Consider the following 21,813-nt stretch of genomic DNA (forward strand, 5'->3'; position numbering starts at 1 on the left):
TTGTTCCCACCAGGATATGAAAGCTACTATTTTCCATGAGGATTTATAAAGCCGCTTCTTTCCGACAGGAAATAAAGCTAAAGTTTGGAGTATGATTGCAGAAATGGTCAATTTGAAAATGCTCTAAAAACAAGCTTTATTTTACTTTCTTTGAGGTAAATAATCAACTATATTTTGATGAAAGACAAAGCGAGCGAATTTATCGCCCGCTTTAAAGGAAAAACACAGGTGCCCTCGTAATCAAGAAGCTCTTTTTCCTGTGTGCTTATTCTCTTTTAAATGGCCGCATATCTTTAACCATTATAGACAGAATTACTATCATTTAATCACTAGATTTGGTTTCTTTTTCAAACTGTGGCGGCCGTCCACAAAACGAACTGTCCCCGATTTGGCACGCATAACCAGAGAATGGGTTTGACCGTAGTTCCCTTTGAACTGTACACCTTTAAGCAGCTCTCCATCAGTGACCCCTGTTGCCGCAAATATGGCATCATCACCACGTACCAGGTCATCCATGAGGAGCACCCTGTCCAGATCTATACCCATTTTCATACATCTGGCAACTTCCTGGTCGTTTTGGGGAAGAAGTTTCCCTTGCAATTCCCCGCCAAGGCATTTAAGTGCAACAGCTGCGATTACACCCTCGGGGGCGCCGCCAGAACCAAACAAAATATCAACCCCTGTTGTATCAAAGGCTGTATTAATGGCCCCAGCTACGTCCCCGTCATTGATCAGTTTAATCCGTGCGCCGGCTTCCCGCAGCTCATATATGATCCTTTCATGGCGTTCCCTGTTTAAGACTGTGGCAACCACGTCCTGAATATCCTTATTCTTTGCTCGAGCGACTGCTTTCAAATTATCCAATATAGAAGCATTGATATCAATTTGTCCAACCGCTTCCGGACCCACAGCTATCTTATCCATATACATATCAGGGGCATTAAGCAGATTCCCATTATCGGCAACAGCGAGGACCGCCAACGCGTTCCAGCCGCCGGAGGCGACTATGTTCGTTCCCTCAAGGGGATCCACTGCAACATCTACGCGGGGGCCGTATCCAGTCCCAAGCTTTTCACCAATATAGAGCATCGGAGCCTCGTCCATTTCCCCTTCACCAATCACCACTGTCCCTTTCATCGGGACCGTATCGAAAACATCACGCATAGCTGAAGTAGCTGCCCCATCAGCTTCATTCTTTTTCCCTCTTCCCATCCAGCGGGCGGAAGCCAATGCAGCTGCTTCCGTCACCCGCACCAGCTCCATAGATAAACTTCTTTCCATTCCAGGTCCCCCTCAGCGCTACTTTATAAAATCAATAGTATGACACAATGATAATATTATTGTAACACATTGGACAGGAAGATGTGATTAACTTTTCAACTGTTCTACTTCTTCTTGCGACATTTTCTCACGCCAAATAGTCGCTCCCAATCCAGATAGTTTCTCTACCAAATGACTGTATCCGCGGTCAATATGCTCAAGTCCTGTAACTTCTGTAATGCCTTCTGCCATCAGCCCCGCAACAACAAGGCATGCACCCGCCCGAAGGTCGCTTGCTTTCACTTTCGCTCCCTGCAGCTGTATAGGCCCATGAATGATGGCGGACCTTCCCTCAACTTTAATATTTGCATTCATCCTGCGCAGTTCATCAATATGCTTAAAGCGGGCACTATATATTGTATCCGTAACAACGCTTGACCCGGCTGCCTTTGTCAAAAGGGCGGTAAAAGGCTGCTGAAGGTCGGTCGGAAAGCCGGGATATACAAGTGTCTTAATATCCACAGGCTTAAATTGAGACCCGGGAGAAACAAAAATCTGATCATCACCGGTTTCAACATTCACACCCATCTCGCGCAGTTTTGCGGTGAGTGACTCCAGGTGCTGCGGGATTACATTGTCGATCAATACACCATTTCCGGCAGCCGCCGCTAATATCATGAAGGTTCCGGCCTCGATCCGGTCAGGTATGATAGTATGCCTGCAGCCGCTAAGGTTTTCTACCCCATCGATACGGATTACATCTGTTCCTGCCCCTTTAATACGGGCACCCATATTTGTCAGCAATGTAGCAACATCGATGATTTCCGGTTCCTTAGCGGCATTCTCGATAATCGTTCTTCCTTTAGCCTTGACAGCGGCAAGCATGATGTTTATGGTAGCTCCTACACTAACAACATCCAAATAGATCCGTGCACCCCGAAGCTCGTCCGCCCTTAAATAGATTGCACCTTGTTCGTTTGTAACCTGTGCGCCCAAGGCTTCGAACCCCTTGATATGCTGATCGATAGGCCGCGGCCCCAAATGGCAGCCTCCAGGCAAGCCAATGACCGCTTTTTTAAACTTCCCAAGCATGGCACCCATTAAGTAGTAAGAGGCCCTTAGTTTTTTAACCCGGCCGTTTGGAAGCGGCATAGAAATCATCCTGCTTGGGTCAACTGTCATCTCTCCGTCTCGGAACTCTACTGTTCCTCCAGTTTCCTCAAGCAAACCTTTTAAGATTTCCACATCGGAAATATCCGGGAGCCCCTCGATAGTGACAGGGGAATCAGCTAGAATCGTTGCAGGGATAAGAGCGACAGCACTGTTTTTTGCACCGCTGACGCGGATACTGCCTTTTAGAGGATATCCGCCGGCTATTTTAAGTTTTTCCATTATTAAGCTCCCTTCTACACAAAGCAGTTGCGAAAAGTCTATCAAGATAATACAGGCATTTTTTACCATACCAAATCATTGGATTCCGGTAGTCTTAAATCTCTAACCTATAGTTTACACAAAAACTCATAAGTCATGTACTAAAATGAATAAAAAATGCCAGATTATTTCCAGAACATTTTCTTTGCATTGGCATAAGAGTTTCATATCCTTTATCAAGCCTCGTTTCGGGAATTCCAATCAGCCAGGAATGCGTCAATCCCCTTTTCCGTTAAGGGATGATTAAAGAGCTGCATAATGACCTTGAATGGCACAGTGGCAATATGCGCCCCCTTTAACGCTGCTTCTGTAATATGCATCGGATGCCTGATGGAAGCGGCTATGATTTCCGAAGGGATATCATGAATCGCAAAAATATCAGAGATATCTGAAATGAGCTGTAAGCCGTTAAAGCCGATGTCATCAAGACGTCCCAGGAACGGAGACACGTAAGTAGCTCCTGCCCTTGCAGCTAACAAAGCCTGGTTGGCGCTGAAAATAAGCGTCACATTTGTTTTTATACCATCCTTCGCGAGCGTTGAAACAGCCCTTAATCCATCGGGTGTCATAGGTACTTTAATTGTAATATTGGGTGCAATGGCAGCAAGCTCCCGAGCCTCTTTCATCATCCCTTCATAATCTAGAGAAATAACTTCAGCACTTACTGATTCTTTTACAATGCTGGTAATTTCCCTCAGCCTTTCGTGAAACGATACGTTCTTCTCCTTAGCAACCAGGGACGGATTAGTAGTAACCCCTGCTAGTATCCCCAGTTCGTAAGCCTGGCGTATTTCGTCAATATTGGCAGTATCAATAAAAAATTTCATTATATTCACCTCTCTGGTTTTTTCACTTATCTCTATGTATACCACAAAATCCAGCAGCTTGTATCTGATTATTCTAATAATTTAACATAAAGTTTTGCCATGTGCTTGCCACATTTTAATAGTAAAGGGAGAATGACTATTTCCAAGGGTTCTCGCCCTCGTTTGAACGGCAGACAGCCGGACTCAGGTAAAAATGTTAATAAGAAAAGGGGCCCATCTTAAGAGAGCCCCTATCCTGCTTATTAAGCTTTACCAGCAGATCCAAATTCACGAATTTTGCCGACGACAGTTTCTTTGATAGCCTCGCGTCCAGGAACAATGTACTTTCGTGGATCATAGACTTCAGCATCATTGTTAAGAACTTCACGAACAGCCTTTGTAAAAGAAATTTGGTTTTCAGTGTTGACATTGATCTTAGAGGTTCCCAAAGATATCGCCTGTTGGATATCCTTTGTCGGGATTCCTGTCCCACCGTGAAGAACTAATGGAATTTTTGTCAAATCACGCACTTCTTCCATTTCTTTAAAGCCCAGGTTAGGCTCGCCCTTGTAAGGACCGTGAACAGAACCCAATGCAGGGGCGAAGCAGTCTACGCCAGTGCGTCTAACTAATTCTTCACATTCTTTAGGATCAGCATAAATAACACCGTCTGCTACGACATCATCTTCCTGTCCTCCAACGGTACCTAGTTCAGCTTCTACGGATACACCTTTGGAATGTGCAAATTCTACAACCTTGCTAGTTGTCTCAATATTTTCTTCCAGCGGATGGTGAGAAGCATCAATCATAACAGACGTAAAGCCTGCATCAATCGCTTCCTTACATTTATCAAAGCTTGAACCATGGTCCAAATGAATTGCCACAGGTACAGTGATTTTCATATCTTCAAGAAGACCCTTAACCATCATTACAGTTGTGTAGAAACCGCCCATATGGCGAGCAGCACCTTCTGATACCCCAAGGATGACAGGAGATTTTTCCTGCTCTGCTGCAGCCAGGATCGCTTGAGTCCACTCAAGGTTATTAATATTAAATTGGCCTACTGCATACTTTCCATCTAATGCTTTGTTTAGCATCTCTGTCATTGAAACTAAAGGCATATTTCTTTCCTCCCTAAGCAAATAATTATATTGCTTGAACAGATTCTCTCTAAAATTCTCCCTTAATTATGTATTTCCTATACGCTGGGAAAAGAAAGAGAAATCAAAATCACCTATAGCATATCAATACATGAAAAAAACTACAACAAATAGACGATTTGGCTGAAAATTTTTTTTATTTAAGAGATCATGTAAGTGCAAACATTGGAAAAACAAGGTTTATCAAAAGAAAACTAGTATTGCTTTTCAACTAATTATAGTGTCCTTTCTTAAAAAAGGCTGTATTCTTTTTGAATACGGCCTAGGTCAATTGGAGCATAGATTAGTATATCAGTAATGTGCATGATGGATAATCAGTTTGAACTGACAGCTAAATATTCTTTGACAGCCTGACGGATATCATCAATATCGAACGGTTTGGCGAAATGAGTCATCGCACCCAGGTCCTTCGCCTCCTGAATCATATCCAGCTCTCCGTAAGCTGTCATGATGATTACCTTAATTTCCAGGTTTATCTGCTTCATCCGCTTGAGTATTTCTATTCCATCCATCCCTGGAATCTTCATGTCGAGCAAAACCAAGTCAGGAGAATGCTTAGTCACGATGTCTAACGCCTGAACTCCGTTTGCAGCCTGGTAAGTCGTATATCCTTCCTTGCTAAGCACCTCGTTTAACAATATTCTAATGCCGAATTGATCATCTACTATCAGGATTTTCCCTTTCATTGTCCCACCCTCTTTCGAACTTATTGCAACCAACACACCCTTGAATTTATTGAGTATCAAAGGTCTTGTCCTATCCATTACATTATTTCCCTTAATTCTTATATTCGCTACATTTTTTGCAAATCCTTCTTTCCCGCATTTTCATTTGATTATTTTTATAAGATAAAGCGGCGGCTGTAGATTCGCTTTCCATTTTTGATTGATTTATAATAATGCCAAGTGAAAATCAAAGGAGTAACGACACATGCTAAAAATGTTTACCACCCAGATAAGCGGTTTATTTAAGAGAATCATGGATGCTGAAGAATTTTCGTTTGAGGACAGCGCCCGTCTTTTGGCACAGGCCTCTATTGGCGACGGAACGATTTATATCCAGGGGTTCGGAGAAATGAAGGGTATTGTATCCGAAGCTATGGATGGACAGGAACCATTCCCCAATGCCCGGCCGCTCGATGAAATTGATCTTATAAACATCACCCTTGCCGATCGGGTCTTATTGTTTGCACGCCATTCCACTGACGAGGACGCCATAAAGCTGGCCAGACAATTGCAGGACAGCCGGATTCCTTTCACCGCTGTTTCCACTGTCATAGATTCATCGGATGAGTCGCTGCAAGAGCTTGCCGATGTGCATATCGACCTTAGACTCCAAAAAGGGCTTTTGCCTGATGAAACAGGAAACAGAATAGGATTTCCATCTCTTATGGCAGCTCTTTATGTTTATAACTGCCTTAAATTCACTTTAGAAGAAATCCTTACAGAATTTGAAGAACTTGATTAAGTGATGCCGAATATTCATGCAGCCATTGCCCATAAATAGGAAAAGCCCGGCAGGAATCGACTGGCCGGGCTTTCAACTATTATTAAGAATTATTGCTGTTCACTATACTTTAGTGATGCTTCAACAAAGTCCCGGAACAATGGCTGCGGACGAGTCGGGCGGGATTTAAATTCCGGATGGAATTGGGATGCAACGAACCAAGGGTGGTCCTGGATCTCGATGATCTCTATTAAGCGTCCGTCCGGGCTTGTACCTGAGAATACAAATCCTTGTGCCTCCATTGCCTGACGGTAATGGTTATTGAATTCAAAACGATGGCGATGACGTTCATATACCACTTCATCGTCATATGCCTGCATTGCTTTTGAACCTTCTGTAAGTTTGCATGGATACAGGCCAAGGCGAAGAGTTCCGCCAAGGTCCTCTACATCCTTTTGCTCTGGCAGAAGATCGATGATTGGATGTGGAGTTTCAGCATTAAGCTCTGTAGAGTGTGCCCCTTCAAGCCCCAATACATTGCGCGCAAATTCGATGGAAGCCAGCTGCATTCCAAGGCAGATGCCCAAGAAAGGCTTCTTATTGACACGCGCGTACTCGATAGCCAGGATTTTCCCTTCTACACCGCGGTCTCCAAATCCTCCTGGAACGAGAATTCCATCTGCGCTTTCCAGCAATTCATGGACGTTTTCGTGCGTTACATGCTCAGCATTGATCCAGTTAATTTTAATATCGGAATCAAATGTATATCCAGCGTGCTTCAGTGCTTCTACTACAGAAATATAAGCATCCTGAAGTTCTACATATTTACCTACCAATGCGATGGTAGTAGTTTTAGATAGGTTTGTTACTTTATGGACAAGCTGCTTCCACTCTGTCATTTCTGCTTCACGGCAATTCAATTTAAGATGGTCGCAGACAATTTGGTCCATTTTTTGGTCCTGAAGTGCTAAAGGAACAGAATATAATGTTTCTGCATCGCGGCATTCTATAACTGCTTTTGTATCAATATCGCAGAATAGAGCAATCTTATCTTTCATATCCTGCGAAATTTCCATCTCGGTACGGACAACTATGATATTTGGCTGAATACCAAGGCTTCGAAGCTCTTTTACACTGTGCTGGGTCGGCTTAGTCTTCATTTCACCGGCAGCCTTGATGTAAGGCACAAGCGTACAGTGAATATACATCACATTGTCGCGTCCGATATCACTTTTTATTTGACGGATTGCTTCAAGGAACGGCAATGATTCGATGTCACCCACAGTCCCGCCAATTTCAGTAATTACTACATCAGCATTCGTTTCATGCCCTGCACGGAAAACACGTTCTTTAATTTCATTTGTAATATGGGGGATAACCTGTACAGTTCCGCCAAGGTAATCACCGCGGCGCTCTTTCCTTAGAACAGTTGAATAAATTTTCCCTGTGGTTACGTTGCTGTGCTTGCCAAGATTGATATCAATGAATCTTTCATAGTGCCCTAAATCAAGGTCCGTTTCTGCACCGTCATCTGTAACAAACACTTCTCCGTGCTGATACGGGCTCATAGTTCCCGGATCAAGGTTGATATATGGATCGAATTTTTGGATGGTAACATTGAGACCACGGTTCTTTAAAAGCCTTCCCAGTGAGGCAGCTACAATTCCTTTACCTAATGAAGAAACTACACCGCCTGTAACAAAAATATACTTTGTCATTAACTTTCCCCCTCTTTTATCCTAAACAGAAAAACCATTTCCTTCTTCCAGAAAATCATTTGACCGGTTCACGTGCGCTATACCCGTGTAGTTTTTCCCTTTTACAGGGAAACCATTACAACACAGTTTTCTAAAAACAAAAAAATGATGCCTGCTGAATCATTCATTCATCGGTTCACCATTTTTTGATTTCCGGCTAAAGTTTGCACGAAAAAATAGAAAAACGCTCCGCTTACATTGTAAGGGAGCGTGATATTTTATCATTGTGTCCTTTTTTAAGGAGCCCAAAAATGATTCTACAAATTTCGGTATGAAATGTCAAGCTATAAGATGTTATTCCTTTTTGTCATCATCGTAATCTTCAAGCTCTTCCTCTTCCTCTTCTTCATCCTCATCGTCTTCAAGTCCGAACTCCTCATCCTCATCCTCATCATCTATAAGGTCTTCATCCAGCTCTTCATCATCGTCGCTATCTTCTAATAAGTCATCATCCGCTAAATCATCTTCATCAAGGTCATCAAGGAGATCATCTTCCTCTTCATCAAGATCATCAAGGAGATCATCTTCCTCTTCAAAGTCAAGATCCTCATCATCAAGATCCTCGTCATCCACGGCCTTCCTTGCCTTCTTCTTCTTAGGCTTGGCTGTATGTACAACTTCTTCTTCAATCTGATCGACCGGATACCAGGTCTTTAAGCCCCAACGGTTTTCTCCCAGTGAAGTGAACCGTCCATCCACATTTAAATCGGTATAGAACTGGGCCAGCCTGTTTTGCAAATCCTCGTCAGTAAGGTTTTGCAATTTCTTAAGCTCATCCACAAGCTCTTTAAATGACACCGGCTGTTTTTTTTCTGCCATTATTTCAAACGCAAGTTCCAATAATGACATTTCCATGATTTGCTCTGTAGAATATTGATTTAAACCCAAAGCCCGCACATCCTTTCTCTATTCCCAACACGAACGTGTTTTATATAAAATATCTCAGCATTGTTATTCGGTCAATATTTTTCCTTTTCCTGCAAGACATACTATTCATTATAAACAATACATTTGGGTTTATGCCAGTTCTATCTTTAACAGAAGCCAAGAAATACTAGCCGGAATGCTTATGAGTCAAAAAAACGCGAAGCCTCCTATTAATGGCTATGTTTTTTATTGTTTTTATTCCTCATTATAAGGCATCCTGTAAAGAAAAATATGGATAATAACAAAAAGGCAATGGCACCTAATGCATGTTCGTACAAGAAAGCGAATAAATACATAAAAAGTACGGATGCCAATCCATATAGGAAGTACTTCAATGCGACTCCACTCCTTACATTCAGATAAAACAATGCTTCAATTAGAAACCACCGCTCAATGAGCTATCATTATTACCCAGTTTAGTAGATTTTATAACCTATAGAAGTCATTATTATTTATATTCGGAAAGTGTTTTACACGAAAAAGGACTGAAACACTCTGTTTAAGTGCTCCAGATCCCTACCGTTAATCATCAGATTCATTTCTTTTGGTCATTACATATTTCTTCTATACTGTCCGCCCACTTCGTAAAGGGCTCTCGTAATCTGGCCGAGGCTGGCGACTTTGACACACTGCATTAATTCCTCGAATATATTTCTTCCATTGACGGCGGCCTCTTTTAATCTTTTTAAAGCAATTTCACATTGAGCCTTTTCAGCTTCCTGGAATAGGCGAAGATTATGGATCTGGCCTTCTTTCTCATCTTTGGTCGCACGTGCAACCTGCATGCTGTCCAGATGTTCCTCTGAAGGTGGATTTGGATTCAAGTAGGTATTTACCCCAATGATCGGCAATTCTCCTGAATGCTTCTTCATTTCGTATTCCATCGATTCATCCTGTATTTTACCCCTCTGGTACTGTGTTTCCATGGCACCAAGAACTCCACCGCGATCATTAATGCGGTCGAATTCCTGCAATACAGCCTCTTCCACTAAATCTGTCAATTCTTCAATTATGAAGGAGCCCTGGAGTGGATTTTCATTTTTTGATAGTCCCAGCTCTTTAGTGATGATCATTTGTATCGCCATGGCTCTTCGTACGGATTCCTCGGTTGGAGTGGTGATGGCTTCGTCATAGGCATTGGTGTGCAGCGAATTACAGTTATCTTGGAGGGCCATAAGCGCCTGCAACGTAGTTCGGATATCATTAAAATCTATTTCCTGGGCATGAAGGGACCGGCCAGAAGTCTGAACGTGATATTTCAACTTTTGGCTCCGGTCGTTCGCACCGTATTTATCCCGCATTACCGTTGCCCAAATTCTCCTTGCGACCCTTCCGATCACTGTGTATTCAGGATCTAGGCCGTTCGAGAAAAAGAAAGATAGATTAGGTGCAAAATCATCGATATTCATGCCGCGGCTCAAATAGTATTCGACATAGGTAAATCCATTAGACAATGTGAATGCAAGCTGGGAGATAGGGTTGGCACCCGCCTCTGCAATATGATATCCGGAAATGGAAACAGAATAATAATTCCTTACCTTATTGGCGATAAAATATTCCTGGATATCTCCCATCATTCTTAGGGCGAATTCCGTCGAAAAAATACAGGTATTCTGTCCCTGGTCCTCTTTCAATATATCAGCCTGTACGGTCCCTCGGACATTTTGGAGGGTATATGCCCTGACTTGACTAAACTCTTCCGGAGTCAGAACTCTCCCAAGCTCTGCTTCTTTTCGCTGTACCTGCTGGTCTATTGCCGTATTCATAAACATCGCCAATATAATGGGTGCCGGCCCATTGATGGTCATAGAGACCGAGGTGGATGGCGCACATAAATCAAAACCATCATACAGCTTTTTCATATCATCCAACGTGCAAATATTTACGCCGCTTTCTCCGACCTTCCCATAAATATCGGGGCGGTAATCGGGATCCTCTCCATAGAGGGTAACAGAATCAAAGGCCGTGCTTAGCCGTTTTGCATCGTCATCCTTGGACAGATAGTGGAATCTGCGATTCGTCCTGACCGGGGACCCTTCTCCCGCAAACTGTCGTTTCGGGTCCTCTCCTTCACGCTTAAAAGGAAAAACACCCGCAGTGAATGGGAATTGGCCCGGTACGTTTTCACGGTATACCCAGCGCAATATTTCCCCATAGTCGACAAACTTCGGTAAAGATACTTTGGGAATCGACAATCCTGACAGACTTTTTGACTTTAATGCGGTAATGATTTCTTTATCCCTGATTTTCGTTACAAAGTGCTCCCCGGAGTATTTCTCTTTGAATTCGGTCCAACCGCCGAGGATGCTGGATGATTCGGCTGTGAGCTTCGCTTCTGTTTCCGCACGCAAGGCCTGTAAGGAAGCAAGTATACCGGCATTCATTTCTTTTTCTTTGACGGCGTCGATTGCTCCGTCAAGCTGAAATAGCCTCCGGGCAAATTGCACCTGTTCTTCAGCTTTTTTATGATAATTACGGACAGTATCCGCAATCTCGCGTAAATAATAGCGCCGGTCATTTGGAATAATCACATTCTGCTTGTAAACATCTGCATCTTTGGAAAACTGTGTGCCCCACTCCGTACCCATTTTTTCGTTTACGACCTCAATCAAAGCTGCAAAAAGAGCGTTCGTTCCAGGGTCATTAAACTGTGACGCAATGGTACCGTATACAGGCATTTTACTTACGTCGTGATCAAACAGCATATGGCTTCTTTGATATTGCTTCTGTACCTGCCTTTTGGCATCTTCAGATCCTTTTCTCTCAAACTTGTTAATGACAATTAAGTCTGCAAAATCAATCATATCAATCTTCTCAAGCTGGGAAGGCGCACCAAACTCACTTGTCATCACATACATGGCAACATCGCATATTTTCGTTATTTCTGCATCACCTTGGCCGATTCCGCTTGTTTCAACGATCACTAAATCAAACCCTGCCGCCTTTACAACTGCTATGGCATCCTTAATCGCAAGGGATAATTCGCTTTTGGAGAGACGTGTGGCAAGGCTTCTCATGTACACTCGATTGGAGAAAATGGCATTCATGCGAATTCGGTCCCCCAGAAGGGCTCCGCCAGTTTTTTGTTTTGTCGGGTCTATAGACAGAACTGCTACCTTTTTCTCTGGTATTTCGTTAAGGAAACGACGAATCAGTTCATCTGTCAAGGAGCTTTTTCCTGCCCCGCCTGTTCCAGTGATTCCAATCACAGGTACATTTTTTGCCGATGTCTTGATTTGTTCAAGGAGGCTCTCTGCTGCAGCTGCAGCCTCTTCACTATGGTCCATTCTATTTTCCGCAAAGGTAATGTACTGTGCGACCGCAGTAGTTTCACCCTTGATCAGGTTTGAAAATTGATCCTGCAGGGATTGTTCCACCGTTGAAAAATCACATTCCTGAAGCATTACATTAATCATGCCTTGCAGGCCATTTATTCTTCCATCCTCAGGCGAAAAGATCCGGGCAATGCCATATTCATGCAGCTCCTTGATCTCACGCGGGAGGATCACGCCGCCGCCTCCGCCGTAAATACGGATATGGGGAGCCCCTTTTTCCTTCAACAAATCATACATATATTTAAAATATTCTACATGTCCACCCTGATAGGAAGATATCGCAATACCCTGAACATCCTCCTGTATAGCCGCGCTTACAACTTCTTCTACAGAACGATTATGTCCCAGATGAATGACTTCCGCCCCGCTGGATTGAAGAATCCGCCGCATAATATTGATGGATGCATCATGGCCATCAAAAAGGCTTGATGCTGTCACAAAGCGAATGTGGTTTTTCGGTTTATACACTTCAACTGTACCCACGGTTTAGCCCCTCCTTTTATGATCACGTACTTGTTTTCAAAGCCGGATTCAAACTAAGGCCATTCAATAACAATTCGGTCTGTAGCTCTATATACTCTTCCAGGGTATAAATCCGTTGCAATGCCCAGCGCCTGAATCCCCACATCTGACCCTGCACAAAAATGTTATGTGCAGCCAGGTGGATTTGATGTTCCGATATGCTGAGCTCGCCGTTTTTCACACAGCGCGCAATTACCTGCTCAAACATCCTCACCATTTCAATTTCCTTTTTCAACACATAGGGAAGCGCATCCTTAGATAGTGATTTGGCTTCCTGGTACATAACCAAAACCTCATCCTGCATGTCATCCATCACTTGAAAGAAATATGCAATCGTCAGCTTCAGGCTCTCCAGTGTGCCCTTGTTCATCTCTAGATCCTTTTGAAGCCGTTCTTTTACTTCATCATAAATAAAGTCACAAACGAGATATAAAACATCATCTTTCGTCCTTATATACTCATATAGAGTGCCGATGCTGAATCCAGCAGATTTAGCTATCTCCCTTGTAGTAGTCCGGTGGAAGCCTTTCTCCTTAAAGAGATTTACCGCACCCTTTATCATTTGGTTGCGCCTCATTCTCACCAGCTTCTCATCTTTAACCGAAGCATGCACCTCTCTTTTTTTCATAAGCCACCTCCACAAGAAAAGCATTGCCTCACACGGCTCCATACACCGGGTCAGCAGGGTTGTTTGCCAGGAACAACCCTATACCCGTTTTTATTCATGATTTCCAGCCAAACTACGACACTTTGGGGATTCCATCAATCTTTTGTGATCATTCTCGAAATGACCAGTTTTTGTATTTCTTGAGTACCTTCGTATATTTGTGTAATTTTTGCATCCCTCATAAACCGCTCGACTGGATAATCCTTCGTATAGCCATATCCGCCGAAAACCTGTACCGCTTCTGTAGTAACCTTCATTGCCGTATCGCCAGCGAACAGCTTTGACATAGCCGATTCCTTTCCATACGGGTGGCCTGCTGATTCAAGCCATGCTGCTTGATAGGTTAGCAGGCGGGCAGCCTCGACACTGGTAGCCATTTCAGCAAGTTTAAAGCCAATTCCCTGCTGCGCTGCAATTGGCTTTCCAAACTGTACCCGTTCCTTGGCGTATTCCACTGCTGCATCCAGGGCTCCCTGAGCGATACCAACAGCCTGTGCTGCTATTCCGTTACGTCCGCCGTCCAGGGTCATCATAGCAATTTTGAAACCTTCCCCTTCTTGGCCAAGAAGATTTTCCTTAGGAACCTTACAATCTTCAAAAATGATTTCTGTTGTTGGCGAAGATCGAATTCCCAGCTTCTTTTCTTTCTTGCCGACGCTGAAGCCGGGAAAGTCTTTTTCGATTATGAAAGCACTTGTTCCTTTTTGTTTAGACGATGGATCAGTCAGGGCAAAAACTACATAAGTGTCAGCGATTCCGCCGTTCGTAATAAATATCTTAGACCCATTTAAAATATAATGGTCTCCTTCCAATCTTGCCGTTGTTCTCATTCCTCCTGCATCTGAACCTGAACTTGGCTCCGTAAGACCATAAGCACCAATGGTACTGCCCTGAGCCATCGGCTTTAGGTATTTTTGTTTCTGCTCCTCGCTGCCAAATTTAAAGATCGGCCAGCCTGCAAGCGAAGTATGGGCGGATAAAGTGACACCTGTAGACGCACACACCTTCGAAAGCTCTTCGATGGCTATGCAGTATGCAAGATAATCGCTGCCAATTCCGCCATATTCCTCTGGCCATGGGATTCCCGTCAGTCCCAGTTCAGCCATTTTATCGAAAATCTCCCTGTCAAAGCGTTCCTCTTCATCCCTTTCAGCAGCACTAGGCGCCACTTCGTTTTTTGCAAAGTCGCGTACCATTTTTCTAATCATTTCATGTTCTTCTGTCAGCTTAAATTGCATGTTCGAATCCTCCAGTGTCTAATTTCTATAGATATTTAGTAATGACAATCCTCTGTATCTCGCTAGTTCCCTCGTAGATTTCTGTTATTTTGGCGTCTCTGAAATACCTCTCAACCGGATAATCCTTCGTATATCCATAGCCTCCAAAGATCTGCACCGCTTCAATCGAAACGTCGACGGCCGTTTTTGAAGCCATCAATTTGGCCATGCTTGCTTCCTTGCCGCAAGGAAGTCCCTGGGAACGCAGGTAAGCCGCCTGGTACACCAATAGCCTGGATGCTTCGATAGCGGTTGCCATGTCAGCAAGCTTAAATCCGACCCCCTGCTGGGATGCAATCGGCTTTCCGAATTGGATTCGCTGCTTTGCGTAGCCAACAGCCTGGTCGAAAGCACCTTCAGCAATCCCCAGCGCCTGTGCGGCGATGCCAATGCGGCCCGCATTTAGATTTGCAAGGGCAATCTTAAACCCCTCTCCCTCTTCGCCCAGGCGGTTTTCAGAGGGAACGAGCATATCCTCGAATGTAAGCTGGACAGTCCTCGAGCCATGCAGGCCCATCTTATGTTCATCTTTGCCTATAATAAGACCGGGAGTCCCCTTCTCTACGATAAAGGCGGTCACTCCTTTATTGCCGGCTTCCGGATTGGTGGAAGCAAAAACGGTATAGACATCTGCTTCCCCACCGTTGGTAATGAAAATCTTGGATCCATTTATTTTATAGGAGTCACCTTCTCTTGCAGCCCTTGTTTTCAGATTCCCTGCATCTGATCCAGCACCGGCTTCCGTTAAGCAAAACGCACCAAGGAATTCCCCACTTGACAGTTTAGGAATATAATTTTGCTTTTGCTGCTCCGTTCCGAAATACAGAATCGGGTTTGTACCCACAGAGGTATGGACTGATAGAATGACTCCAATAGTAGGGCTGATCCTGGAAATCTCATTGATTGCAATAATGTAAGAAACAAAATCCATGCCTGAGCCGCCATATTGTTCAGGAACGGGTATGCCCATCAATCCAAGTCCGCCCATCTTGTGCAAGATTTGTCGTGGAAACACACCTTGTTCCATTTCATCTACAAACGGGGCTATTTCTTTTTCAGCAAAATCACGAACCATTTTTCGCATAATGTTTTGGTCTTCTGTAAACCCAAAATCCATAACCTAGCCTCCCGGTGTCTCCGATCGTTTTGTCGTTCGTACCGCAGCGCATGCTCACCGGAGATGTGTAACGTGATGTTTTCATCTCTGTGCATGCACAAAATTCAGCCTCTAGTTATAGACGTAAAAGCCCCGGCCGGATTTTTTACCGAGCCAGCCTGCCTTGACATATTTTCTAAGCAGCGGGCACGGACGGTATTTATCATCACCAAACCCCTCATGGAGCGTTTCCATGATATACAGGCAAGTATCCAATCCTATAAAATCAGCAAGAGTAAGAGGGCCCATAGGATGATTCATCCCAAGTTTCATAACATCATCTATTGACTCTTTTGATGCAACTCCCTCATACAATGTATAAATGGCTTCATTAATCATCGGCATCAGGATGCGGTTTGACACAAAACCAGGAAAATCATTAACCTCAACCGGAACTTTGTCCAAGGATTTCGCCATTTGTTCGATTGATTTATACACTTCTTCTGCCGTAGCAAGACCTCTGATGATTTCCACCAGCTTCATGACTGGAACGGGATTCATAAAGTGCATTCCAATTACTTTTTCAGGCCTTGTAGTCGCAGCGGCAATTTCAGTTATCGGAAGTGATGATGTATTGGAAGCGAGAATTGCATGTTCAGGCGCTATTTGATCCAGATCGTTAAAAAGCTTTGTTTTTACTTCCATATTTTCAACGGCCGCCTCAATAATCAGGTCTGCCTCCGCAGCATTTTTTAGGTCAATCGAAGGCAACAGCCTTCCCAGGGTATCGTTTTTCTCACGTTCTGTGAGCTTTCCCTTTTCGACCGAGCGGGACAAATTTTTATCGATTACAGCCAAACCTTTATGCACAAACTCTTCCTTTAAGTCATGCAGGATGACGTCGTAGCCGCCCATCGCGCATATCTGGGCAATGCCAGATCCCATCTGGCCTGCGCCGATGACCATTACTTTCTGAATGTCCATATGACCCTCCAACTCTATAAATCTTGTATACTTTTATTGCTTAGGCACTTCTATAAGAATGGCATCCCCCTGGCCTCCGCCGCTGCAAATGGCGGCTATTCCAAGCCCTCCGCCACGTCTCTTCAATTCGTACATCAGTGTAATGATAATTCTGGCGCCGCTTGCTCCAATGGGATGGCCAAGTGCCACTGCCCCGCCGTTTACGTTAACTTTTTCCGGATTTACATTTGCAAGCTTGCCGCTAGCCAGTGCCACTGCCGCAAAAGCTTCATTGATTTCAAACAGATCAATCTCTTCGAGAGATTTCCCTGTCTTTTTTAAAAGCTCGTTAATGACCAGACCTGGTGTCTTCGGAAAATCCTTTGCCTCCACGGCAATTTCCGCATGCCCAACAATATAGGCAAATGGAGTTTTTCCTTCCCGCTCGGCCCTTTCTTCACTCATTAAAACAAGTGCTCCAGCCCCGTCATTAACCCCCGGTGCATTTCCGGCAGTGATGGTCCCTTCATTGTTAAAAGCAGGACCAAGCTTAGCAAGTTTCTCAACGGAGGTATCTTTTCGCGGCGCTTCATCCTGCTCTACAGTTACGGGTTCACCCTTTCGCACAGGTACATTGACAGGAACTATTTCTTCTGCCAGCACACCATTTTCAATTGCCGAAATCGCCCTTTGATGGCTTCTGAATGCCCAGTTATCCTGCTCTTCACGCGTTAACTCCAGTTCGGCAGCCGTGCTGTTTCCGTAAGTGCCCATATGGACGCCAGTGAAACTGCAGCTTAAGCCATCATGAATCATTAAATCCTTCAATGCTCCATCACCCATACGAAGTCCCCATCTCGCATTTGGAACGATGTATGGTGCATTGCTCATTGATTCCATTCCTCCTGCCACGATTACCTCTTCGTCACCCAGCCTGATGATCTGATCGGCTAATGTTACGCTGCGGAGCCCTGAAGCACACACTTTGTTAATGGTTTCTGTCTTTACTTCCCATGGAATGCCAGCATGACGGGAAGCCTGCCGGGAAGGAATCTGCCCCTGTCCAGCCTGGAGCACATTTCCCATAATGACTTCGTCAACCTGGCCGCCATCAAGCCCGGCACGATTCAAAGCCTCCTTTATAGCAACTCCACCGAGCTCAGAAGCAGTCAAACTGCTTAGTGACCCTCCATATTTGCCAAAAGGTGTCCTGGCACCGCTTATAATCACTGTTCTTGCCATAATGCTCCTCCTTTTTATGCTTCATTTATATATAAATATTTCATAACCAAGTTGACTGAACGCTCGCTCAATAAAGATTCATAAAAAACTGCCCTTAAAAATGAAAGCGCTTAATTTAATATTACACGAAAAGTTGGAAAAATTTAAATATTTAAAGTGATTTTTTATAAAAAAGCCCGCTCCTTAAAATATCTTATATTTTTAGAAGCAGGCTTTTCGTGTGAGCATAATATTAAAAATGTAATATACAGCGCGTACTATATTAGGCTATATCTTTTTAGGATACCAATTGCTTTTGTTCTCCAAGAATGGATTTCTCAAGCAGCTCGGCCACATCGTATGTTTTCACTTCATCTTCCACTTCTTTGGCCTTTGTTCCATCCGTTAACATTGTTAAGCAGTACGGACAGCCTGAACTGATTACAGAAGGGTTCACCGCCAAAGCCTGTTCTGTTCGTGCAACGTTAATGCGGTGGCCTGTTTCTTCTTCCATCCACATTAATCCGCCGCCTGCTCCACAACACATGCCATTCTGGCGGTTACGTTCCATTTCTACAAGCTTGACTCCCGGAATCGATTTAAGGATTTCCCTTGGTGGATCATAGACCTCATTATAGCGGCCCAGGTAACAGGAATCATGGAAGGTGATCGTTTCATTAACGGCATGCTTCGGAACAAGCTTGCCCTCTTGTACAAGTTTAGCAAGAAGCTCTGTATGATGATATACCTCAGCGTTCAAGCCAAAATCAGGATATTCATTTTTAAAGATATTGTATGCGTGAGGGTCGATTGTTACAATCTTCTTCACTTCGTTCTTCTCGAATTCTTCAATATTCTTTGTGGCGAGTTCCTGGAAGATAAACTCATTTCCTAGGCGGCGTGGAGTATCGCCGGAGTTTTTCTCTTTATTTCCTAGAATCGCAAACTTCACTCCTGCTTGATTTAAAAGCTTTGCAAAGGATAAAGCGATCTTCTGACTGCGATTATCGTAGGAGCCCATTGAACCTACCCAGAATAGATATTCAAACTCTTCGCCAGCCTTGTTCACTTCTTTTACTGTAGGAACATCAACATCATCGCGCAGTTCTCTCCAGTCTTCCCTTTCTTTACGATTAAGGCCCCAAGGGTTTCCCTGACGTTCGATATTTTGAAGTGCTCTCTGTGCGTCCGGGTTCATTTTCCCTTCTGTAAGCACTAGATAACGGCGCATATCAATAATCTTATCAACATGCTCATTCATGACCGGGCATTGATCTTCACAGTTACGGCAGGTCGTACAGGCCCATAGCTCCTCTTCAGTTATAACTTCTCCGATTAAAGCCTGGTTGAATTCCACTGCTGCTGCCGACTCCTGTGCCCCTTGCCCAGCACCTGCCAATGCCAGCTGGTTTCCTTTTGTATTGGAAAACACAAATGTAGGCACCCACGGCTGTTTAGCTGTTATGGCCGCACCTTTATTCGTTAGATGGTCACGCATCTTAATGATGATATCCATCGGTGACAGCATTTTTCCTGTTCCAGTTGCCGGACACATATTCGTACAGCGCCCGCACTCTACACATGCATATAGATCAATCAATTGGTATTGGTTAAAATCTTCAATCTTCCCAGCTCCAAAAGACTCCTGGGATTCATCTTCGAAGTCAACCGGTTTCAATTTTCCTGGATTGTCCAATCTGCTGAAATAAGTATTTGCTGGTCCTGCAATCAAGTGAGCATGCTTGGATTGAGGTACATACACCAGGAAGGATAATAGAAAAATCAGGTGAATCCACCATGCGATATAGAAAACAACTGTTGCGGCGGTAGCGCCCATCCAGCTAAATGCGGCAGCAATGCCGGAGGCCACCGGTTCTGACCATGTTCCCTCATGCCCATGCCAAATCATGCTCATTCCATTCCCCAGAAGAACTGAAAGCATTAGGCCACCTATGAACAAAAGAACCAAACCGGCTTTAAAACCGCGCTTTAACCGTACAAGCTTTTCAATATAACGACGGTAAAACGCCCAAACTACTGCAACCAATATCATCAGAGTTACGATTTCCTGGAAGAACGTAAATGCAGGATATAAAGGGCCTAAAGGCAAATGTGCTCCGGGCTTAATACCCTTGATGATAAAATCGATTGCTCCAAATTGAACTAGAATAAACCCATAAAAGAACATAACATGTATAGCACCGCTCTTTTTATCTTTCAAGAGCTTTTTCTGGCCGAAGACGTTAACCCATACCTTCTCCAGTCGTTCTTTGACACGGTTATCAAACTCTGCCTTCTTCCCGAGCTTAAGGTAAGCAATCCGTGTTCTAATGAGATAAACAAACAAGCTTATTGCGTAAGCGGTTACAAGTAAAAACGCAATAAAGTTAATCCATAGCAAGCCATTCATATTACTTGCGCCCCTTTCTATACTTTTGCTTAGACCCAAAATTAGAAACAGTTGTATTTTTCTGAATTTGTTACTCTTATTATATAATGAATGAGCGTTCAGTCAACTTTTTTCTGTTCTATTATGACGTTTTTATTCCGTGATTTTTAATCCCCCTCCAAATGATCATCTTGCACTTGGTTTCTGTGGGGGTCGCCTGATGGATGAGCTGGTTCACACTGGGTAAAAATACTGGTGTAAGTCTGAACAGACTGTGGAGGTATTTTTTCCTTTCTATAAGGGTATGGATTAAACATGGTTATAGAATTCTGCAATACTGGCGGGTTCCCGGTTTAATTGCATATGAACCAACTGCTGACTATTTGGGCGTAGTTTTTCATCATGATTTTACTTGATTCCATGTTAGAGGCTTACGATCAAAGATATATGTTGAGACCTGAATCACAAATGAGGCAGCTCTAGAGTCTATGAATGTGCGTTTGACCATTCTTGTTCCAAGAAATTTAGTTTTTTGCAAAGGAGGAGGACTTTATGAGAATACGGTTTGGTTATGTATCCACCGCTACTTCCCTTTGGGAGTGTTCTCCTTCAAGGACAGTTACCTTCAAAAGATATTCAGAGCTGCCTGAAGCTGAACGAATGCAGAAATTACTTGAGATAACAGCTCAAAATATACAAAATACAAAAAGAATCTTGTATTTCAACCTGGCTCACGAAATAGAGGTTTATCGCCTTTCAAGCTCTATTGTACCGCTTGCGACACATCCGGAAGTAGAATGGGATTTTGTAACACCTTTTGAGACAGAATGGAGGGAATTAGGAGATCTTATAACAAAAAACAAATTGAGAGTTAGCTTCCATCCTAATCAATTTACGCTATTTACAAGCTCCAAAAACAGCATTACACAAAATGCCGTAAAAGATATGGCCTACCACTATAAAATGTTTGTAGCGATGGGTGTGCAGCACAATTCATATCTGAATATACATGTTGGAGGAGCCTATGGAGATAAGCCGGCATCGATTGAAAGATTCCATAAAAATCTTGCTGCACTCCCTGCACATATCAAACACAAGATGACTCTTGAAAATGATGATAAAACGTATACGGCAGAAGAAACACTGGCCGTATGCCAAAAGGAGTCCATCCCGCTTGCATTTGATATACATCATCATATGGCCAATCCAGGTACCCTTTCACTTTCAGAACTTCTTCCGAAAATATTTCAAACGTGGGAGCATACAGGAATTCTGCCCAAGATTCATATTTCCTCACCAAAGAATGAGAAGGAGTTCAGATTTCATGCTGATTACGTGGATTTAGATTTTATCCTGCCTCTTATTAATGATTTGAAGGCACTGGGCAAGGACGTAGATTTTATGGTAGAAGCGAAAACAAAGGACAAAGCAATGCTGAAATTGATTGAGGATATATCAAAAATCCGGAGTATAAAGAGGATTAGCGGTGGTGCAGTTCAAATAAAATGATAGGGTGAGAGATATTTAGGGCAGCAAATCCATACTCCGTTTTTATG

At 43.6% G+C, this 21,813-nt stretch carries 16 protein-coding genes; 2 read left to right on the forward strand and 14 right to left on the reverse strand.

All coding sequences use genetic code 11. The annotated features are described in order from the left end of the window. Nucleotides 1–318: 318 nt before the first annotated feature. From glpX to V1500_RS23895, 5 genes are all read right to left on the reverse strand, one after another. On the reverse strand, nt 319–1,281 hold the full coding sequence (glpX, locus tag V1500_RS23875; RefSeq protein ID WP_409303244.1) for a class II fructose-bisphosphatase: 963 nt from the start codon (nt 1,279–1,281) through the stop codon (nt 319–321). 87 nt (nt 1,282–1,368) lie between these two features. Beyond that, a complete protein-coding gene (locus tag V1500_RS23880) occupies nt 1,369–2,652 on the reverse strand; it encodes a UDP-N-acetylglucosamine 1-carboxyvinyltransferase (protein WP_409303246.1) in 1,284 nt (427 codons plus the stop codon). A 215-nt stretch (nt 2,653–2,867) separates the two neighbouring features. Next, nucleotides 2,868–3,518 carry a fructose-6-phosphate aldolase gene (fsa, locus tag V1500_RS23885; protein ID WP_409303247.1) on the reverse strand — a complete coding sequence of 217 codons (651 nt, stop codon included), beginning with the start codon at nt 3,516–3,518 and terminating at the stop codon, nt 2,868–2,870. A 242-nt stretch (nt 3,519–3,760) separates the two neighbouring features. Then, nucleotides 3,761–4,618: a class II fructose-bisphosphate aldolase gene (locus tag V1500_RS23890; protein ID WP_409303249.1), complete on the reverse strand. Its 858-nt coding sequence runs from the start codon at nt 4,616–4,618 to the stop codon at nt 3,761–3,763. Nucleotides 4,619–4,971: 353 nt separating this feature from the next. Beyond that, nucleotides 4,972–5,343 carry a response regulator gene (locus V1500_RS23895; RefSeq protein ID WP_409303250.1) on the reverse strand — a complete coding sequence of 124 codons (372 nt, stop codon included), beginning with the start codon at nt 5,341–5,343 and terminating at the stop codon, nt 4,972–4,974. Nucleotides 5,344–5,587: 244 nt separating this feature from the next. Between V1500_RS23895 and V1500_RS23900 the strand changes: the two genes are divergently transcribed. Next, nucleotides 5,588–6,124 carry a DUF2529 domain-containing protein gene (locus V1500_RS23900; protein ID WP_409303252.1) on the forward strand — a complete coding sequence of 179 codons (537 nt, stop codon included), beginning with the start codon at nt 5,588–5,590 and terminating at the stop codon, nt 6,122–6,124. Nucleotides 6,125–6,213: 89 nt separating this feature from the next. On the opposite strand, the gene V1500_RS23905 is transcribed toward V1500_RS23900, so the two are convergent. The 9 genes from V1500_RS23905 to V1500_RS23945 form a co-directional block, all read right to left on the reverse strand. After that, nucleotides 6,214–7,821 (reverse strand): CTP synthase, encoded by a 1,608-nt coding sequence (locus V1500_RS23905; protein ID WP_409303254.1) that lies wholly within the window; start codon nt 7,819–7,821, stop codon nt 6,214–6,216. A gap of 333 nt (nt 7,822–8,154) precedes the next feature. Beyond that, on the reverse strand, nt 8,155–8,757 hold the full coding sequence (gene rpoE, locus V1500_RS23910; RefSeq protein WP_409303256.1) for a DNA-directed RNA polymerase subunit delta: 603 nt from the start codon (nt 8,755–8,757) through the stop codon (nt 8,155–8,157). A 581-nt stretch (nt 8,758–9,338) separates the two neighbouring features. Further along, nucleotides 9,339–12,605 carry a fused isobutyryl-CoA mutase/GTPase IcmF gene (gene icmF, locus V1500_RS23915; protein WP_409303258.1) on the reverse strand — a complete coding sequence of 1,089 codons (3,267 nt, stop codon included), beginning with the start codon at nt 12,603–12,605 and terminating at the stop codon, nt 9,339–9,341. A gap of 22 nt (nt 12,606–12,627) precedes the next feature. Continuing rightward, nucleotides 12,628–13,272 (reverse strand): TetR/AcrR family transcriptional regulator, encoded by a 645-nt coding sequence (locus tag V1500_RS23920; RefSeq protein WP_409303260.1) that lies wholly within the window; start codon nt 13,270–13,272, stop codon nt 12,628–12,630. A 134-nt stretch (nt 13,273–13,406) separates the two neighbouring features. Then, nucleotides 13,407–14,549, reverse strand: coding sequence for an acyl-CoA dehydrogenase (locus V1500_RS23925; protein WP_409303261.1), 1,143 nt, complete (start codon nt 14,547–14,549; stop codon nt 13,407–13,409). A 25-nt stretch (nt 14,550–14,574) separates the two neighbouring features. Then, entirely contained in the window at nt 14,575–15,705 is a 1,131-nt protein-coding gene (locus tag V1500_RS23930) for an acyl-CoA dehydrogenase (protein WP_409303263.1), read from the reverse strand. A gap of 111 nt (nt 15,706–15,816) precedes the next feature. Continuing rightward, a complete protein-coding gene (locus V1500_RS23935; protein WP_409303265.1) occupies nt 15,817–16,668 on the reverse strand; it encodes a 3-hydroxybutyryl-CoA dehydrogenase in 852 nt (283 codons plus the stop codon). A gap of 33 nt (nt 16,669–16,701) precedes the next feature. Next, the gene (locus tag V1500_RS23940) at nt 16,702–17,889 is read right to left on the reverse strand and encodes an acetyl-CoA C-acetyltransferase (protein ID WP_409303267.1); all 1,188 of its coding nucleotides are present in this window, start codon (nt 17,887–17,889) and stop codon (nt 16,702–16,704) included. 277 nt (nt 17,890–18,166) lie between these two features. Continuing rightward, entirely contained in the window at nt 18,167–20,278 is a 2,112-nt protein-coding gene (locus V1500_RS23945) for a heterodisulfide reductase-related iron-sulfur binding cluster (protein ID WP_409303269.1), read from the reverse strand. Nucleotides 20,279–20,809: 531 nt separating this feature from the next. Between V1500_RS23945 and uvsE the strand changes: the two genes are divergently transcribed. Continuing rightward, entirely contained in the window at nt 20,810–21,766 is a 957-nt protein-coding gene (uvsE, locus tag V1500_RS23950; protein ID WP_409303271.1) for a UV DNA damage repair endonuclease UvsE, read from the forward strand. The last annotated feature ends 47 nt before the right edge of the window (nt 21,767–21,813 follow it).

This window comes from Peribacillus sedimenti (assembly GCF_046237635.1).
Classification (GTDB): Bacteria; Bacillota; Bacilli; order Bacillales; family DSM-1321; genus Peribacillus; species Peribacillus sedimenti.

Bases quoted from the DNA above. Each gene is read 5' to 3' on its own strand.
- uvsE (WP_409303271.1), top strand. From the start codon at position 20,810: ATGAGAATACGGTTTGGTTATGTATCCACCGCTACTTCCCTTTGGGAG.
- glpX (WP_409303244.1), bottom strand. From the start codon at position 1,281: ATGGAAAGAAGTTTATCTATGGAGCTGGTGCGGGTGACGGAAGCAGCT.
- V1500_RS23890 (WP_409303249.1), bottom strand. From the start codon at position 4,618: ATGCCTTTAGTTTCAATGACAGAGATGCTAAACAAAGCATTAGATGGA.
- V1500_RS23940 (WP_409303267.1), bottom strand. From the start codon at position 17,889: ATGGCAAGAACAGTGATTATAAGCGGTGCCAGGACACCTTTTGGCAAA.
- V1500_RS23900 (WP_409303252.1), top strand. From the start codon at position 5,588: ATGCTAAAAATGTTTACCACCCAGATAAGCGGTTTATTTAAGAGAATC.
- fsa (WP_409303247.1), bottom strand. From the start codon at position 3,518: ATGAAATTTTTTATTGATACTGCCAATATTGACGAAATACGCCAGGCT.
- V1500_RS23880 (WP_409303246.1), bottom strand. From the start codon at position 2,652: ATGGAAAAACTTAAAATAGCCGGCGGATATCCTCTAAAAGGCAGTATC.
- V1500_RS23945 (WP_409303269.1), bottom strand. From the start codon at position 20,278: ATGAATGGCTTGCTATGGATTAACTTTATTGCGTTTTTACTTGTAACC.
- V1500_RS23935 (WP_409303265.1), bottom strand. From the start codon at position 16,668: ATGGACATTCAGAAAGTAATGGTCATCGGCGCAGGCCAGATGGGATCT.
- V1500_RS23905 (WP_409303254.1), bottom strand. From the start codon at position 7,821: ATGACAAAGTATATTTTTGTTACAGGCGGTGTAGTTTCTTCATTAGGT.
- V1500_RS23920 (WP_409303260.1), bottom strand. From the start codon at position 13,272: ATGAAAAAAAGAGAGGTGCATGCTTCGGTTAAAGATGAGAAGCTGGTG.
- V1500_RS23925 (WP_409303261.1), bottom strand. From the start codon at position 14,549: ATGCAATTTAAGCTGACAGAAGAACATGAAATGATTAGAAAAATGGTA.
- V1500_RS23895 (WP_409303250.1), bottom strand. From the start codon at position 5,343: ATGAAAGGGAAAATCCTGATAGTAGATGATCAATTCGGCATTAGAATA.
- V1500_RS23930 (WP_409303263.1), bottom strand. From the start codon at position 15,705: ATGGATTTTGGGTTTACAGAAGACCAAAACATTATGCGAAAAATGGTT.